Origin of the sequence: Haemophilus sp. Marseille-P9675, assembly GCF_916862695.1 — a bacterium.
GTDB lineage: Bacteria > Pseudomonadota > Gammaproteobacteria > Enterobacterales > Pasteurellaceae > Haemophilus > Haemophilus haemolyticus_K.
In genome coordinates this window covers 261,084-278,090 of sequence record NZ_CAKASP010000001.1, presented here as the reverse complement: position 1 = coordinate 278,090, position 17,007 = coordinate 261,084, and the positions used below count along the sequence as shown (strand labels likewise).

The window sequence follows — 17,007 nt, the reverse complement described above, 5'->3', positions numbered from 1 at the left end:
CCCTTTTGGCGTATATAAATGATCCCCCTCTTTAGAAAAGAGGGGGTAGGGGAGATTTGATAGCGATATCAAATTTTCTTATGAGCTAAATTTACTTCTGCCAAATCTTCCCCCGCCCCTCTTTGCTAAAGAGGGGAATATGTTATAAGCGGTCAAATTTACCCAGAGTTTTGTAAATTTAAGGAATAGTTATGCCACTTACACTTTATCCACTTGCTACAATTCGTACGCATAACACAAAGGAAAATCCTGCTGAAAAGATTGGACAGCTTTGGCAGAATAATTTTGTAAAATTGCCTCAAAATGCCCCTTATTATGGTGTTTATCTGAATTACGAATCGGATTTTACGGGCTATTATGATGTTGCTGTTGCTCAAGAAAGTAAACCTAAAGGCAGTTTTTCAACCATTGAAATTGAAGATCTGACTTGGTATGAAATCTTCCCCACGACTTATGAATCAGTAGTTCAAACGTGGCAACGCATTTGGAATAAAGAAAAGCAAGGCTTATTAAAACGCGCTTATAAAGTGGATTTTGAGAAATATTATCCAAATGGAAAAGTGGATATTTACATTTCAATTTGCCCACATTGCTAAAAATAGCAAATGTAAGCGGTCAGAAATGACAAAATATTTGCAAATAAAAATACGGAAACACTATGGCAAAAAAAGATTACTACGAAGTCCTTGGATTGAAAAAAGGGGCGAGTGAGAATGATATTAAACGTGCGTATAAACGTTTAGCGTCTAAACATCATCCGGATAAAAACCAAGGCAGTAAAGAAGCGGAAGAAAAATTTAAAGAAATTAATGAAGCTTATGAAGTATTAGGCGACGATCAAAAACGCGCAGCTTATGATCAATATGGTCATGCAGCCTTTGAACAAGGTGGTGGCGCAGGTGGTTTCGGTGGCGGCTTTGGTGGTGCTGATTTTGGTGATATGTTTGGTGATATCTTTGGCGATATTTTTGGTGGCGGTGGCCGTGGTCGTCAGCGCGTTGTTCGTGGCGAAGACTTACGCTATGACTTAGAAATCACTTTAGAAGAAGCCGTAAAAGGTACAACTAAAGATATTCAAATTAACACCCTTGCACATTGTGATAGCTGTGGTGGTTCTGGGGCTGAAAAAGGTTCTAAAGTGGAAACTTGTCCGCATTGCCACGGTTCTGGTCGAATTCGTCGTCAACAAGGCTTCTTTGTATCTGAAAGTGTTTGTCCAACTTGTCATGGTAGTGGTAAGAAAATTGAAAAACCTTGTCGCAGCTGTCATGGTGAAGGGCGTGTGCATAAGAAAGAAAATCTTTCAGTAAAAATTCCTGCAGGTGTAGATACGGGCAATCAACTTCGCTTAGCAGGCAAAGGTGCTGCGGGTGAAAATGGCGCGCCAGCTGGAGACTTATATGTTGTGATTCACGTGAGAGAACATAATATTTTTGAACGTGACGGTAACAACTTATATTGTGAAGTACCAATTAGCTTTGCTACGGCAGCGCTTGGCGGTGAAATTGAAGTACCGACCTTAGATGGCCGAGTGAAACTTAAAATCCCAGCTGAAACGCAAACTGGAAAATTATTCCGCATGCGAGGCAAAGGTGTCGCATCGACACGTAGTGGCTATGCGGGCGATTTGATTTGCCGTATTGTGGTAGAAACACCCGTTAATTTAACCAGCGAACAAAAAGAATTACTTCAAAAACTTGAGGAAAGTTTACAAGGTAAAGATTTAAGTAAACATGCTCCAAAATCTTCAGGATTTTTGGACGGTGTGAAAAAATTCTTTGATAACTTGGGTAAATCTGACAAATAAAGATAATGAAAAAGTCCGCATTTTGCGGACTTTTTGCTTATAGCCTATCCAAATTATTATCGCTGTCCCTATTCCATTCTTGGTATTCTTTAAAATATTTTCATAAATTGCTACCTTTTTTCTTTTTTTTAATCTAGAATTCGTCAATTTGTTTTTTAAATGCCAAAAGGAGAGTAAACATGAAACTGGTTGAAGTAAAACACCCACTTGTTAAACACAAATTAGGTGTGATGCGTGAAGCTGAGATTGATACAAAAAAATTCCGTGAACTGGCAACAGAAATCGGTAGCCTATTAACCTACGAAGCAACGTCAGATTTAGAAACTGAAAAAGTAACGATCAACGGTTGGAATGGCCCAGTAGAAATCGACCGAATTAAAGGTAAAAAAGTAACGGTTGTCCCAATTTTACGTGCAGGTTTAGGTATGATGGATGGTGTACTTGAACATGTACCAAGCGCACGCATCAGTGTTGTGGGGATCTACCGTAATGAAGAAACCCTTGAACCAGTCCCTTACTTCCAAAAATTAGCTAGCGATTTAGAAGAGCGCCTTGCCATTGTTGTTGATCCGATGCTTGCAACGGGCGGTTCTATGATTGCTACCCTTGATCTTTTAAAAGCAAAAGGTTGTAAGCATATTAAAGTATTAGTTTTAGTCGCTGCGCCAGAAGGTATTAAGGCTCTTGAAGCGGCACATCCCGACATTGAACTTTACTGTGCTTCTATTGATAGCCACCTAAATGAACATGGTTACATTATTCCGGGTCTCGGTGACGCGGGTGATAAAATTTTTGGGACTAAATAATCCCAAAACAAAAGACGGTATTCATGCCGTCTTTTTTCGGTGCATGAAATATTAAAAATATATTGACCGCACTTTCAGTTAATTCAAACAGAGAGTTGAAACTAAATGACACATCAAAATTCTTCCGTGGTAGAAAACCAGAGTAAACTTAAACAATCTTTTGTTGGCCTACAAATGCTCTTCGTCGCATTTGGTGCGCTCGTTCTTGTACCATTAATTACTGGTCTTGATTCCAATACAGCATTATTAACTGCTGGCGTTGGCACCCTACTCTTCCAACTTTGCACTAGCAAACAAGTTCCTATTTTCTTAGCCTCATCTTTTGCCTTTATCGCACCGATTCAATATGGTATTCAAACATGGGGGATTGCAACCACTATGGGGGGATTAGCATCGGCGGGTCTTGTATATTTAGCACTAAGTATATTGGTAAAATTACGTGGAACTGAAGCATTACAACGCATTTTCCCACCGATTGTTGTAGGCCCAGTGATTATTATTATTGGGATGGGGCTTGCCCCTGTGGCAGTTGATATGTCATTAGGCAAAAACAGTGTTTATGCTTATAACGACGCTATATTAGTTTCAATGGTAACACTCCTCACTACTTTATCTGTAGCAGTCTTTGCCAAAGGATTGATGAAACTCATCCCAATTATGTTTGGTATTACTGCGGGCTATATTTTATGCTTATTCCTTGGTTTAATTAATTTCCAACCAGTGATTGATGCGCCTTGGTTTAGCTTACCAAAATTAACTGCGCCTGAATTTAACCTAGAAGCTATTCTTTATATGTTGCCAATTGCTATTGCACCGGCGGTAGAACACGTTGGCGGTATTATGGCGATCAGCTCAGTTACCGGTAAAGACTTTTTAAAAAAACCAGGATTACACCGCACTTTATTAGGCGATAGCTTAGCAACTGCAGCTGCATCTTTAGTGGGTGGCCCACCAAATACAACTTATTCTGAGGTAACTGGTGCCGTAATGTTAACCCGAAATTTCAATCCTAATATTATGACATGGGCTGCCGTTTGGGCTATTGCAATTTCATTCTGTGGAAAAGTAGGCGCCTTCCTATCAACAATTCCAACTATTGTAATGGGAGGAATTATGATGCTTGTTTTCGGTTCAATTGCAGTGGTGGGCATGAGCACTTTAATTCGTGGAAAAGTTGATGTTACCGAAGCACGTAATCTGTGTATTATTTCTGTCGTCATGACATTTGGTATCGGCAATATGTTTGTAGATGTGGGCAATGTATCACTAAAAGGTATCAGCTTATGCGCAGTTGTTGCTATCATCTTAAACCTTGTTTTACCGAAAGCAAAAAATGAAGTAGAATAAGAGTTATTTTAAAAGGGTTAAATCCCAATTTAGCCCTTTTCTTACTTATAATCTGTAATATATAAATATTTGAATAAGCAGCTTCCCTTACCTATTCATCAAATTGATGATGCCACATTAGAAAACTTTTACAGCGATAATAATCTTTTATTGCTCGATTCTTTACGCAAAAATTCATCTGAGTTAAAACAACAGTTTTTCTATATTTGGGGAAATAAAGGTTCTGGAAAAACTCATCTGCTTAGAGCATTCAGTAACGAATATTTAATCAATCAACGTACTGCTATTTATGTACCGCTCAGAAAATCTCAATATTTTTCTACCGCGGTTCTTGAAAATCTAGAACAGCAAGAATTAGTGTGTCTAGATGATATACAAGCCGTGATCGGCAATGACGAATGGGAATTAGCTCTTTTTGATCTATTCAATCGAATTAAAGCGAGCGGAAAAACGCTTTTGCTTATTAGTTCAGATAAATCGCCTTCTGCACTTTCTGTAAAATTGCCTGATTTGAACTCTCGCTTGACTTGGGGGGAAATTTATCAATTAAATTCCTTAACTGACGAGCAAAAAATTAGTGTGCTACAACATAACGCTTATCAACGAGGAATTCAATTACCCGATGAGACGGCTAATTTTTTACTTACACGATTAGCTCGAGATATGCACACATTATTTGAAGCACTTGATCTACTAGATAAAGCCTCGTTGCAAGCACAAAGAAATCTTACGATTCCTTTCGTTAAAGAAATTTTAAATCTTTAACAAAAAAGGCGCTAATGCGCCTTTTTAATCATCCACCTGATAATTTAACGGTAAACCCTTTTTGCTCTAACAATTGCTTGAGCAAATCACGCTTTTCGCCTTGAATCTCAATCATTCCATTTTTAACTGAGCCACCACATCCACAACGTTTTTTTAATTCAGCCGCTAATTTTTTCAATTCCTCATCAGATAAATCTAAACCAGTTATAACCGATACTCCAGCACCTTTTCTACCACTTGTTTGTTTTTGGATACGTACAACACCGTCTCCTTTTGGGCGCACTAAGGAAACCTTTTCCTCTTTAATTCGCCCCACATCAGTTGAATACACTAAAATAGAATCTGACATCATTCTCTTACCTAATAGACGCGTTAATAGAACGAAGAACCTCTACTGGATTATCAGCTTTAGTAATAGGACGCCCTATTACTAAATAATCTGAACCAGCACGAATCGCAGCAGTAGGAATCATCACTCGTCTCTGATCACCAAAATCAGCCCCAATTGGACGAATACCTGGGGTCACTAATTTAAAGTCTTCTCCACAAGCGTTACGTAAAATTTTAACCTCTTGCGGAGAACAAACTACCCCATCCAAGCCTGCGCGTTGGGTTAAATGAGCTAAGCGTAAAACTTGTTCCATTAGCGATGCATTAATCCCAATTTGTAATAAATCCAAATCTTCCATACTGGTTAATACCGTCACAGCAATAAGCAATGGCGCATCTTTCCCATAAGGTTCAAGAATTCTCTTAGCTTCTTCCATCATTCGTAGCCCACCGCTGGCGTGCAAATCGACCATCCATACCCCCAAATCAGCAGCAGATCGGACCGCTCTTGCTACCGTATTTGGAATATCATGATATTTAAGATCTAAGAAAACATCGAAATTACGTTGATGTAATTGTTTTACAAAATTAATACCAAGTGTAGTAAACATTTCTTTACCCACTTTTAATCGACACAAACTCGGATCAATTTGATCAACTAAAGCAAGAGCATCTGATTCTTTCTCATAATCCAATGCCACAATAATTTTGTTTGTCATAATGTTACCTCACAGAGTATCAATTAATTATGTTCTTGACTTGAAACTGGTTTAATACTTTCCCATTGACGGCAAGATGGACAATTCCACAACAACTTGTGAATTTGATAACCACAATTTGTACAACGATAAGCTGACGTTTGCTTAATTCGTTCCCCCACCATTTTATGTAATAAAATTAGACTTTCTTTTCCACGTCCGTCTTCTGCCTCATCAATTTGATACTGCATAAAACGATGGAAAATTAAAGTACTTGGCTTTTTCGTGAGTTGCTGATAAAGCTTAGCTTGAGCAGCAGGTTTTCCATCTTTTTCTTCAATTAATTTAACTAGGGCTAACTCTACCTCATCATTATTAGTAATTTGGCCAGCACGAATTAAGAATAACTCAAAGTTATCTAACTGATTTAATTCTTCATAACAATGTTTTAAAGGTGACAAAATTTCACCCGTATAATCTGGATTTTGCTCCAAAACATTTTCTAGTATTTTTGCTGCTTGTTGATATTGACCTTCAAGCATTTCTAAATTTGCGAGTAATAAAGAAGCACGGACACAAGAAGGAGAAACCAACAAAGCCTTTTGTAAAATACTGCATTTTTCGACCACACTTTCAGGCTCTAAACTTTGTGAATATTCACAATAACATTGCGCAAGTTCAATATTATTCTCTTGTGGTTTGATTTTTGCGAGTTTTTCAGCAATATTAACCGCTTTTTTCCATTCTTTAGTTTTCTGATAAATCACTAAAAGTTGCTGCAAAGCATTTTCTGCAAATTCAGGTTCATCCACTAGTAAAATATAAAGACTTTCAGCTCGGTCAAAAAAACCAACCGTCATAAAATCTCGAGCAAGCTGCTGCTTAGCGAGCAGTTTTTGTTCAAAAGTATAATTTTGGCTACGATCTAAAGCCTGATGAATGCGAAGAGCACGATCAACTTCGCCTCTAGAACGGAATAGATTGCCAAGAGTCAGTTCAGCTTCAAATTGGGAGTGGCTTTCGATTTCATTTTCGGCTTCTTGCTTTTGTAGCATATTCAAAAATAGATCTACAGCCTTATCAGTTTGATTGGAAAGTAAGAAGTTTACCCCCGTAACATAATCTCGGGAGAGTTTATTACTAATGTCATCTTGATCTTTCTTTACACTACGCTGCCCCATGTACCAACCATAGGCTGCAGCGATAGGCAATAGTAGAAAGAGTAATTCTAGCATTAGACAGCCTTATCGCGGGTAGTCGTTAATTCATGAAGTTGTAATGTTTGACGTTTAACTTGGCGCGCTAAAACTATATTCTTGAATTTTAATTTTAAATAGAAAAATCCACTAATTAACCAACCAAGAATTAACCCAAAACCAAATAAAATTGCGACAAGTGTAGAAAGTTGAAGCTGACTTTCTGCCACAATATAGTTAAAGATTATTATTTGATCGTTATTGGCTCCAACAGTAATCGCAACAAGTACAATAGCAATAACAATCACAAAACCTAAAATATACTTAATCATAATTCCCCTCTCAACTTACGCCACTATTATGCCAAACTTTCTAATAAAAAACGACACTTACGCGCCGTTTGTACTAATGAACTATAAACAATTTACTCGTTCTTTTAATTCTTTACCCGCCTTGAAATGTGGCACTGATTTCTCATCTAATTTTACTGAATCACCTGTTTTGGGATTACGTCCTAAACGAGGCTGACGATAATGTAACGAAAAACTACCAAACCCACGAATTTCAATACGATCACCATTTTCGAGAGACTGAGACATAAACTCAAGAATATCTTTTACAAAATTTTCAATCATTTTCAGAGGTAACATTGGATGCTTTTCTGATAATTTTTCGATAAGTTCTGATTTAGTCATCGTCTTTTCTCCCCTCATATTATTCAAATTAAGATCTATTGCTAATACATTATTTCAATACATTAGCAATAAGCCCTAACAAATAAGGCTGGACATGAGCCCAGCCTTATTATGTAAATTAATTATTCACCTTTAGCTGCTTTAAATGCTTCAGCCATTGCGTTTGGAATAGCAACTTCTTCTTGTTTGTTATTCACATTTGCAACTGCTGCAGCTTCTTCAGCTTGATCTTTTGCTTTCACTGATAAGTGAACGATACGAGATTTACGATCTACACCAGTGTATTTAGCTTCAACTACGTCACCTGCAGTAACTTCATTTGTTAAATCAGCTGCGCGAATATAACCTTCAACGCCGCCCGCTAATTCAACTTTAGCACCTTTTGCATCTGCTTCAACTACTGTTGCTGATACTACAGCACCTTTTTTGTTAATTGCTACGAAGTTATTGAATGGATCTTCTTCAAGTTGTTTGATACCTAAAGAGATGCGCTCTTTCACTGCATCAACTGCTAATACTACTGCAGAAACTTCGTCACCTTTTTTGTAGTTACGAACTGCTTCTTCACCTGATACATTCCAAGAAATATCAGATAAGTGAACTAAACCATCGATACCACCTTCAAGACCGATGAAGATACCGAAATCAGTGATAGACTTGATTTTACCAGTTACTTTATCGCCTTTATTGTGAGTTTCAGCAAATTGAGTCCATGGGTTAGCTTTGCATTGTTTTAAGCCTAAAGAAATACGACGACGTTCTTCATCAATTTCTAATACCATTACTTCTACAGTATCGCCTAAGCTAACAACTTTAGATGGATGGATATTTTTGTTAGTCCAATCCATTTCAGAAACGTGAACTAAACCTTCAACGCCATCTAAGATCTCAACGAAACAACCATAGTCTGTTAAGTTGGTCACTTTACCAGTCAATTTGCTGTTTACTGGGTGATTTTCAGCAATTGCGGCCCATGGATCTTGACCTAATTGTTTTAAGCCTAAAGATACACGAGTACGATCTTTATCAAATTTTAATACTTTAACAGTAACTTCATCGCCAACATTCACGATTTCGCTTGGATGTTTAACACGTTTCCAAGCCATATCTGTGATATGTAATAAACCGTCAACACCGCCAAGATCAACGAATGCACCGTACTCAGTTAAGTTTTTAACGATACCTTTAACTTCTGAACCTTCAACAAGGTTTTCTAATACTTGTTCACGTTCTTGGCTGTTTTCAGATTCAATCACTGCACGACGAGAAACAACAACGTTGTTACGTTTTTGATCTAATTTGATTACTTTGAATTCTAATTCTTTACCAAGTAAATGATCTGCTTCACGCGCTGGACGAGTATCAACTAAAGAACCTGGTAAGAATGCACGAACACCGTTTAACTCAACTGTGAAGCCACCTTTCACTTTGCCGTTGATTAAACCGATAACGGTCGCTTTTTCTTCGTAAGCTTTTTCTAATTCAATCCAAGATTCGTGACGAACAGCTTTCTCACGAGAAAGTTTAGTTTCGCCGAAACCATCTTCAACTGCATCTAATGCAACATTTACAGTATCGCCAACTTGGATTTCAAGTTCGCCTTGTGCATTTAAGAATTCAGCAACTGGGATTGCAGACTCAGATTTTAAACCTGCATCAACAAGCACAAAGCCTTTTTGGATAGCTACTACAGTACCGCTAACGATTGAACCTTGACGAGTTTCAAGGCCTTTTAATGATTCTTCAAAAAGTTGAGCAAAAGATTCTGACATATAAATAATCTTCTTAATTTAAGTTAATAACATCCACATTAAAATCCATAAAATGCGGGGTTGAGGATAAATGTTTATTCTTCCTTGAACAAACAGTTAAATCGAAACTGATACCTTTTCTTGAATATAAGCTAACGCCTGATCAATAACTTCACCAATACTCAACGTTGTGCTATCCAATAACAGAGCATCATAAGCCGGTTTTAGAGGCGCAACCTCTCGATTTCTATCACGAAAATCACGCTCTTTTATCTCGGCTAAAATCTGCTCAAAGTTACCATTTATTCCTTTATTTTGCAACTGTTTATAACGTCTTTTTGCACGTTCTTCAGCACTCGCATCTAAAAATAACTTCACTTGAGCATTTGGAAATACCACAGTGCCCATATCTCTACCATCAGCAATTAATCCATCATTTTTCGCAAAATCTTGCTGAAGTTGTAGCAAAGCTGACCGCACTTCTGGAAACACAGCGACTTTAGATGCGGCATCAGCGACTTCTTGAGTGCGAATTAAATGGCTTACATTCATGCCAGCAAGCAAAATATTCACCTCGCCATTTTGAGGAATAAATTGAATATCTAAGTGACGAGCTAATTCAGCTAGCGCCGACTCATTTGTTAAATCAGTTTTACGTTGTAATGCTGCTAATGCTGTAACACGATAAATCGCTCCACTATCCAACAACGCATAACCTAGCTTTTCAGCTAAAGCGTAACAAAGCGTCCCCTTCCCAGCACCGCTCGGACCATCAACAGTAATAATCGTTCCCATGCTACTTATCTCTTACTTAATTATGACAATTTATCGTATTATAGAGATAAACGAGTCATTTCGCTAAAAATTCTTTTGCTAACTCATATAAGTAATAAGCGGTTGGAAACAACACCCTATCATCTACACGGAATTTAGGGTGATGTAATGCATAAGGCCCACCTGAACCTATCATAACAAATACACCTGGCACTTCTACTTGATAAAAAGCAAAGTCTTCGCCAATGGGACTTGCTTCCACAATTTTAGTCTCAAATCCAATAGCACCTGCTACATTTAAAACAAAAGGAACCAACTGCTCATCATTATTTACAGAAGGCGGGCCAGCATGCCAATCTAGTTCTATTTCAACATCAAACGCAGTCGCAATGCCTTGCAATAACATACGTAAACGCTGTTCAATCTGAGTTCTTACATTCGCATTAAAACTTCGAACAGTTCCTTCTAAATAAGCATTGTCAGGGATGACGTTCCAAGTATTACCACTTTCAATATGAGTTATGGAAATAACCGCATTTTCATTAGCCGGAATATTTCGACTGATAATAGTTTGAACAACACTAATAATCTGAGCAAGTACTACTATGGGATCTTTACCATCCTCTGGGCGAGCCGCATGAGCTCCCTTTGCTAAAATACGAATTTCAAAACGATCCACTCCTGCTGTTAATGCATGTGACTTGGTACCTACTGTACCTACAGGCAACGTGGGATCATTATGTAAACCAAAAATAGCATCTACATTTTGTAAAGCACCAGACTTTAATACGTTCAATGCACCTAAACCTGTTTCTTCTGCAGCCTGAAACAATACTCTAACAGTCCCCTCTAATTCATTTTGATGCTGTTTTAATAAAATTGCAGCACCAAGTGCAGCTGACATATGAAAATCATGTCCACAGGCATGCATAATACCAACTTTTTTTGAGCTAAATTCAACACCTGATTCTTCCTCTATTGGTAATGCATCTATATCTGCACGCAGCATTACGGTTTTTCCAGCTTTAAGGCCTTTAATCTCTGCCACTAATCCTGTTTGAAGTGGAAATGGTAAAATATCAATATGATGTTTTTCTAAAACTTCCCTAATTTTCGCCGTTGTTTCAAATTCTTCATTGGAAAGCTCTGGATATTGATGGCGTTCTTGACGAAATTGACGTAAAAAATCTGCCAAGATTTGATATTGTTGTGTCAATTGATTTAATTTTTCCATATTACATCTCATAATATTGATTGATAAGCTTGAATAAAATCCTGAATATTAATTCCATTTTTTAAATTGCTAATATCTTGATAAAGTTGCTGAGATAAGGAATTATTACCTATAGCTAACTCAAGTTTCTCTTTTAATTGAGTATTGGAATAAGGGTTCATAGGACTTCCTTTTGGAAAATTAGAACTAGCCTCTAAAATAGCCCCATTTTTTAACTGTACTCTAATTTTCACTTTTTTAGGATTTACTTCATTATTTTGATAAGTTCGATGAATTTTAGACATAACCTCGCAAATACATGGTTCAACTTGAGACTGCTCAAAATGTTGAAAATCCAATTTTTTATTTAGCAAAATTGAAGCTAAAATATATTCTGCAGAAAATTTTCCCTGGCTAGCAATATCTACTTTTTGATAAATTAATGCAGCATCTGAGTTAACATAAAAACAAATCTCAATTTGAAGAATATCACTTATATTTGAAATCTTATTTCTTAACTTATAAGAAATATCAGCAATTCCTGCTGCGGCTGAACAATAAGGATAATTTTTAAACCAAAGCTGATGAATTTGCCAATTTTTCTCCCAATCATATCCCCAGTCTTCAACCGAACATTGGTCTCCAAATAACATAAAAAAACCAATTTTTTCATCAAATGGATTTTGTGGTAAAGACAAGCTTGTTTTAATCCAATCAATAGATTGAATCGCATTTTGTGCAGCAATTCCTGCATGTAAAGCCTTAATAGGAGAACCAAATACAAAACGCATTCCTGACGATTGTGTTGCAGCCAATGAGATAGCATCAGATAGAAAAAAATATTGGTGTAAATAGCCTATAGCACAAGTTGCGGCAATTCCTCCTAAAGTGATTGTGCTATGCCATCCCCTGATATAGAGTTTAGGATTTAGTATCTGCCCCAAACGAGCCATAACCTCTACACCAATAACATAAGCAGTTAAAAAACGCCTACTGTCAATTATCTGTATACTTTTATCAATGCTGGCAAAAAGCGCACTTAAAATCACAGATGAAGGGTGTCCACGTACAGTCGCATGCACATCATCATAATCTAAGTAATGTGCTTGAAAACCGTTAAATAAGGCCGCCTGTCTTGCGGTCACTAACTGTTTTTGTCCAATTAACCATGCCTTCTTATTTCCTCCCTCTAGCATAATCCAATCTTTAAATTGTTGTAATTCAACTTGATTTTTAGCTTGGAGTGAAGAGGCAAAATAATCTACAACCCCTCTTGTAGCCTGTTTTAATGTATCTTGTTCATTAATTAAGGGGGTATTTAGAATTTTATTTGCCAATTCTTGTGCATTCATTCCCCTCCCCCTAAATATAAAATTCAATGGGATCTGAAAATTGCTTTACAAAACGTTTTGTTTGTTCTTGCTTAGGAAAATCAATAAGCTGCTTAGCAGGTCCTTGTTCTATGATGTTTCCATCTGCCATAAAAATAATACGATCAGCCACATGTTTTGCGAATTCCATTTCATGAGTAACAATAACCATTGTAATTTTTTGTTTAGCTAACTGTTGTATCACTTGTAAAACTTCATTTACACGCTCTGGATCCAACGCAGATGTAGGCTCATCAAAAAGCAAAACTTTAGGTTTTACAGCCAAAGCACGAGCTATCGCAATACGTTGTTGCTGCCCTCCCGAAAGCGTAATAGGATACTGGTGGGCCTGCTCGGAAAGTCCGACCCGTTTTAGTAAATCCAAACCTAATTTTTGCGCTTCAATTTTACTCATTTTCTGATTAACCAACGGTGTTAGTGTAATGTTCTCAAGTGCAGTTTTATTTTTAAATAAATTATAACTTTGAAACACCATTGCTGATTGATGACGTAATGAGACTTCATCCTGACGAGAATGCCCTTTAACATCAAACTCTTTAGATGCTATTTTAATTTTCCCTTCATCAGGTTTTTCCAATAAATTTAAACACCGTAATAAAGTAGATTTCCCTGATCCTGAAGGTCCAATAATTGCGACAACCTCCCCTTTTTGAATAGATAAATCAATTGATTTTAATACTGTATTTTTTCCAAAGGATTTTGAAAGTTTTTCAACAGAAATCATTGTAGTCATAATACATCCTTAACGTTTATAAGGGGAAGATAAAGCCACTTCTAATCGTTTTTGGGCCCAAGAATAAAGAACAACCACAAGCCAATAAACAATACCTACAGCTAGATAGGTTTCAAAGAATTTATATGATTCTACCGTTAATAACTTACCTGCAGCTAATAATTCTGGCACCCCAACAAAGAATGCTACTGATGAATCCTTTAATAAAGAAATAAACATATTCCCTGTACTTGGTAAGGCATTAACAAAAGCCTGAGGTAAAATAATATGACGATAAACATTTATAAGAGATAATCCCATCGCCATACCTGCCTCTTTCTGACCATTGTCTACAGACTCTAAACCTGCTCGAAAAATTTCAGCCAAATAAGCTGAATATTTCAAACTAAAACAAAGTAGTGCAGCGTTCATTGCTGACATTTCTTTTAAACTAGGAAATAACTGTGGTGAACCATAATAAATGATAAATAACAACACTACCGTTGGCATCCCACGAAACAATGAAATATATAAAGCAAGTACCCCATCTATCATAAAACTTTTATTCACACGAATTAGAGCAATAAATAAACCAATAAAAATTGCTATAAAAATTGACACTACCGCAATAAATAATGTAGTTGGCAAATATGAAATAATATTAGGAAAAACTGAAATAAAATATACAAAATCAAAACTCATATATAATCCATTAGGTAAACCCAAGAAATATCCTATCAAAAACCGGGAGGTTGAACCTCCCAATTCTTATTTATCTGATGCAGTAATATCCTCGCCATAATATTTAATAGAAAGCTCTTTTAATTTCCCACTTTCTTTTAATTTTTTTATAGCTTGGTTAAATTCTTTACGTAGTTCTTCTCCTTTTTCATTTTTAGCAAATGGAAATGCTACTTCTTCAATTACTAATGGTTCTCCTACTAATTTAAATGGTAAATTACCGCGTTTAATCTCAGCCAATAAGATTGGTTTAGAATTTACATAACCATCAACACGTTTATATACCAAATCATACATTGCCCCATCGCGAGTTTCATAAGTTTTCACATTTACTTCATTATTAGGAAAGCGTTTCTGCAAATTTTTCAAATGATTAGAACCCAATACCCCTGAAATCGTTTTTCCTTTAAAATCATCCAAAATATTAATTGTGCTATTATCTTTATGAGCTACAAGTTGACTACCATAATAACTGTAAGGTTGTGTAAAATCATATTTAGTTTTACGCGCCTCAGTTACTGCGACTGCATTAGCAACAGTATCTAAACGGCCTGAATCAAGTTGGCCCATAAGTCCTGAAAATTCAGCTGTCGTCCATTCAATGGTATAGCCTAATTCTTTTGCTATTGCCTCAGTTGTCTCTACATCAAACCCAACTAATTTACCATTCTGTTTAAAACCATTTGGATAACTTTGTCCAGTAGATCCTATTTTTAATATCTTAGGTGAAACTATCTTTGAACTATCATTGTCCTTATCATTACAACCAGCTAAAACAACTGTTGTTGCTAAAATAGTGAAAAGTGCGGTATGTTTTAAAATCATTTTTAACTCCTTATTTAATTAATGATGATGTTTTTGATACTCTTGAAATAATGTTGTGTTTAAAATTTTTCGATAATAAATTGTCGTATGATCATCGGTTAAATTTGCTTTACCAATTTCTTCAAAACCTTGTTTTATATAAAAGGAATTTAACCAAGGATGATTTTCTGCCGTACCTAGTGTCACAAAAGGCACTTTAAGTTGCTTTAATAAAATATTCTCCTCTGTCCACTTTATAAGCTCTACCGCTAGACCTTGCTTTTTATAATCTGGATGAGTTGCCAACCAGCCAATATGAGGTACACCATAAGGTCCTGGATTATTCCCCCAAGGCAAACGTAAACTAATAGAACAAACAAGATTGCCATCAATAAATCCACCAAAGACTAAATTAGCGCATAAATGCTGCTCAATTTCAGACTTAGAAACCGTTGATGCAGAAAAATGAATTCCTAAAGCTAATATAGGTTGATAAGCACGATGTAATAAACTTTGATATGATTCAATATCAACAAGCGTTAGTGTTCTAATATCCATTAATCTAATAACCCCGATAGCTCTGCATAACGAATAACGATATCTACTTTATCTGGAGCACTTCCTAAATAATTTTGTGGAACAAGCCATTCTGTTATTTCAGACTCATTAAATTCTTTCTTAATAATAGGGTTTTCTAACAATACATCTTTAAATGATCGAGCTTCTTCAAAAGCTTTCATTGAACATTCATATACTAAGCTATGACTACTTTGTTTTCCTAAACGTTTACCTAATTCAAACATCACTTTTTCAGAAAGAAGTAGCCCATTCTGCAACTCCAAATTTTTTAACATTTGCTCAGCATTCACTTTCATTCCGCGTAAAATAGATAAACCAATTTGTAATTGAGCTGAAAGATAAATATTCATCTCAGGCAAAGCAATCCACTCTGCTCGCCAACTCATGGCATCACGTTCGTGCTCAACTCTCATTGATTCATGAATTAATGCAACACTTTTAAAAATAGGTGAGGTAAGGCTAGCCATTCCCTCTAATGCAGCAGGATTCCGTTTATGAGGCATTGTTGATGAACCAATTTTTCCACTAGAAAAAGGCTCCTCAATTTCATTAATCTCTGTACGCATTAAGTTGTAAAACTCATTAGCAATTTTACCCAACGTTCCACTGATTAAGGCTACAACCGAAGCATATTCAGAAAAGCGATCCCGTGCGGCTTGCCATCCGATATTCGGTGCATTTAATCCTAATAATGCTAATGCTCTCGCTTCCACTTCAGGACCTTTTTTACCAAATGATGCATAAGTACAGATCGCACCACTAATATTGCCGACCAACACACGATCACGAATCTCATTTAAACGTTGCAAATGGCGAACAAATTCATCTAACCACACCGCTAATTTAAAACCAAATGTTGTTGGTAAAGCTTGCATTCCATGAGTCCGCCCCACCATAGGTAAATATTGATATTTTTTAGCTAATGTCTTTAATTCTTGCGCAACAAGACGTGTATCACGTAGTACAATCTCAAAAGCTTCTTTTAACTGAAGCACTGTTGCCGTATCAACAATATCTTGTGTTGTCGCACCATAATGAATATATTCCCCAGCATCACCGGATTGACGCTGTAAAGCATTAATGGTCGCCATAAAAGTATGTCTTAAGCGAACAGCTTCCTCTGCAAGTTCATTAAAATTAAGCGCCTCAACCTTCACCAATTGAGCAATTTTATTTGCCGCTTCTGATGGAATAACCCCTAATTCCCCCTCAGCTTTTGCTAAAGCAATTTCGACTTCAATTTGCTTACGAAAACGATTTTCCTCTGACCATATAGATCTCATCTCAGGAGTACCAAAATTATTCCCCAATGTAAGAAAATCAATTACATGTGCTGCCATTTTGCTTCCCTTTTATAAAATAACTAATTTGGAATGACGATGATTCTATAAATCTTTT

At 36.5% G+C, this 17,007-nt stretch carries 19 protein-coding genes; 5 read left to right on the top strand and 14 right to left on the bottom strand.

Annotation, left to right across the window (positions count from 1 at the left end; genetic code table 11):
* Positions 1-191 precede the first annotated feature (191 nt).
* The 5 genes from LIX50_RS01330 (at position 192) to hda (ending at position 4,725) form a co-directional block, all read left to right on the top strand.
* Entirely contained in the window at positions 192-596 is a 405-nt protein-coding gene (locus LIX50_RS01330) for a GyrI-like domain-containing protein (RefSeq protein ID WP_048954061.1), read from the top strand.
* Positions 597-658: 62 nt separating this feature from the next.
* Positions 659-1,807 carry a molecular chaperone DnaJ gene (gene dnaJ, locus LIX50_RS01325; protein WP_048954062.1) on the top strand — a complete coding sequence of 383 codons (1,149 nt, stop codon included), beginning with the start codon at positions 659-661 and terminating at the stop codon, positions 1,805-1,807.
* Positions 1,808-1,986: 179 nt separating this feature from the next.
* A complete protein-coding gene (gene upp / locus LIX50_RS01320; protein ID WP_005634809.1) occupies positions 1,987-2,613 on the top strand; it encodes a uracil phosphoribosyltransferase in 627 nt (208 codons plus the stop codon).
* A gap of 105 nt (positions 2,614-2,718) precedes the next feature.
* Positions 2,719-3,960 carry a nucleobase:cation symporter-2 family protein gene (locus LIX50_RS01315; RefSeq protein ID WP_226385852.1) on the top strand — a complete coding sequence of 414 codons (1,242 nt, stop codon included), beginning with the start codon at positions 2,719-2,721 and terminating at the stop codon, positions 3,958-3,960.
* A gap of 69 nt (positions 3,961-4,029) precedes the next feature.
* The gene (hda, locus tag LIX50_RS01310) at positions 4,030-4,725 is read left to right on the top strand and encodes a DnaA regulatory inactivator Hda (RefSeq protein WP_048954064.1); all 696 of its coding nucleotides are present in this window, start codon (positions 4,030-4,032) and stop codon (positions 4,723-4,725) included.
* A gap of 28 nt (positions 4,726-4,753) precedes the next feature.
* Here the strand turns inward: hda and yciH are convergent, their stop codons facing one another.
* The 14 genes from yciH to purB all read right to left on the bottom strand — a co-directional run bounded on the left by yciH (position 4,754) and on the right by purB (position 16,949).
* Positions 4,754-5,074 carry a stress response translation initiation inhibitor YciH gene (gene yciH / locus LIX50_RS01305; protein ID WP_048954308.1) on the bottom strand — a complete coding sequence of 107 codons (321 nt, stop codon included), beginning with the start codon at positions 5,072-5,074 and terminating at the stop codon, positions 4,754-4,756.
* A 7-nt stretch (positions 5,075-5,081) separates the two neighbouring features.
* Positions 5,082-5,774, bottom strand: coding sequence for an orotidine-5'-phosphate decarboxylase (pyrF, locus tag LIX50_RS01300; protein ID WP_048954065.1), 693 nt, complete (start codon positions 5,772-5,774; stop codon positions 5,082-5,084).
* 23 nt (positions 5,775-5,797) lie between these two features.
* A complete protein-coding gene (lapB, locus tag LIX50_RS01295) occupies positions 5,798-6,988 on the bottom strand; it encodes a lipopolysaccharide assembly protein LapB (RefSeq protein ID WP_048954066.1) in 1,191 nt (396 codons plus the stop codon).
* Positions 6,988-7,281 carry a LapA family protein gene (locus tag LIX50_RS01290; protein WP_048954067.1) on the bottom strand — a complete coding sequence of 98 codons (294 nt, stop codon included), beginning with the start codon at positions 7,279-7,281 and terminating at the stop codon, positions 6,988-6,990. Before LIX50_RS01290 ends, lapB begins: the two co-directional genes overlap by 1 nt.
* Positions 7,282-7,362: 81 nt before the next feature.
* Entirely contained in the window at positions 7,363-7,644 is a 282-nt protein-coding gene (locus tag LIX50_RS01285) for an integration host factor subunit beta (RefSeq protein ID WP_048954068.1), read from the bottom strand.
* Positions 7,645-7,766: 122 nt separating this feature from the next.
* Complete coding sequence (rpsA, locus tag LIX50_RS01280; RefSeq protein WP_048954069.1) at positions 7,767-9,416, bottom strand: 30S ribosomal protein S1; 1,650 nt, start codon at positions 9,414-9,416, stop codon at positions 7,767-7,769.
* Positions 9,417-9,512: 96 nt separating this feature from the next.
* Positions 9,513-10,190, bottom strand: coding sequence for a (d)CMP kinase (gene cmk, locus LIX50_RS01275; RefSeq protein ID WP_048954070.1), 678 nt, complete (start codon positions 10,188-10,190; stop codon positions 9,513-9,515).
* A 55-nt stretch (positions 10,191-10,245) separates the two neighbouring features.
* On the bottom strand, positions 10,246-11,403 hold the full coding sequence (locus LIX50_RS01270) for an amidohydrolase (RefSeq protein ID WP_048954071.1): 1,158 nt from the start codon (positions 11,401-11,403) through the stop codon (positions 10,246-10,248).
* Positions 11,404-11,411: 8 nt separating this feature from the next.
* Entirely contained in the window at positions 11,412-12,734 is a 1,323-nt protein-coding gene (locus tag LIX50_RS01265) for an MmgE/PrpD family protein (RefSeq protein WP_048954072.1), read from the bottom strand.
* Positions 12,735-12,744: 10 nt separating this feature from the next.
* Positions 12,745-13,497 carry an amino acid ABC transporter ATP-binding protein gene (locus tag LIX50_RS01260; RefSeq protein WP_048954310.1) on the bottom strand — a complete coding sequence of 251 codons (753 nt, stop codon included), beginning with the start codon at positions 13,495-13,497 and terminating at the stop codon, positions 12,745-12,747.
* A gap of 18 nt (positions 13,498-13,515) precedes the next feature.
* Positions 13,516-14,187, bottom strand: coding sequence for an amino acid ABC transporter permease (locus tag LIX50_RS01255; protein ID WP_048954073.1), 672 nt, complete (start codon positions 14,185-14,187; stop codon positions 13,516-13,518).
* Between the two features lie 66 nt (positions 14,188-14,253).
* Positions 14,254-15,051 carry an amino acid ABC transporter substrate-binding protein gene (locus LIX50_RS01250; RefSeq protein WP_048954074.1) on the bottom strand — a complete coding sequence of 266 codons (798 nt, stop codon included), beginning with the start codon at positions 15,049-15,051 and terminating at the stop codon, positions 14,254-14,256.
* A gap of 18 nt (positions 15,052-15,069) precedes the next feature.
* Positions 15,070-15,588, bottom strand: coding sequence for a GNAT family N-acetyltransferase (locus LIX50_RS01245; protein ID WP_048954075.1), 519 nt, complete (start codon positions 15,586-15,588; stop codon positions 15,070-15,072).
* Positions 15,588-16,949: an adenylosuccinate lyase gene (gene purB, locus LIX50_RS01240; RefSeq protein ID WP_048954076.1), complete on the bottom strand. Its 1,362-nt coding sequence runs from the start codon at positions 16,947-16,949 to the stop codon at positions 15,588-15,590. Before purB ends, LIX50_RS01245 begins: the two co-directional genes overlap by 1 nt.
* Positions 16,950-17,007: the final 58 nt, after the last annotated feature.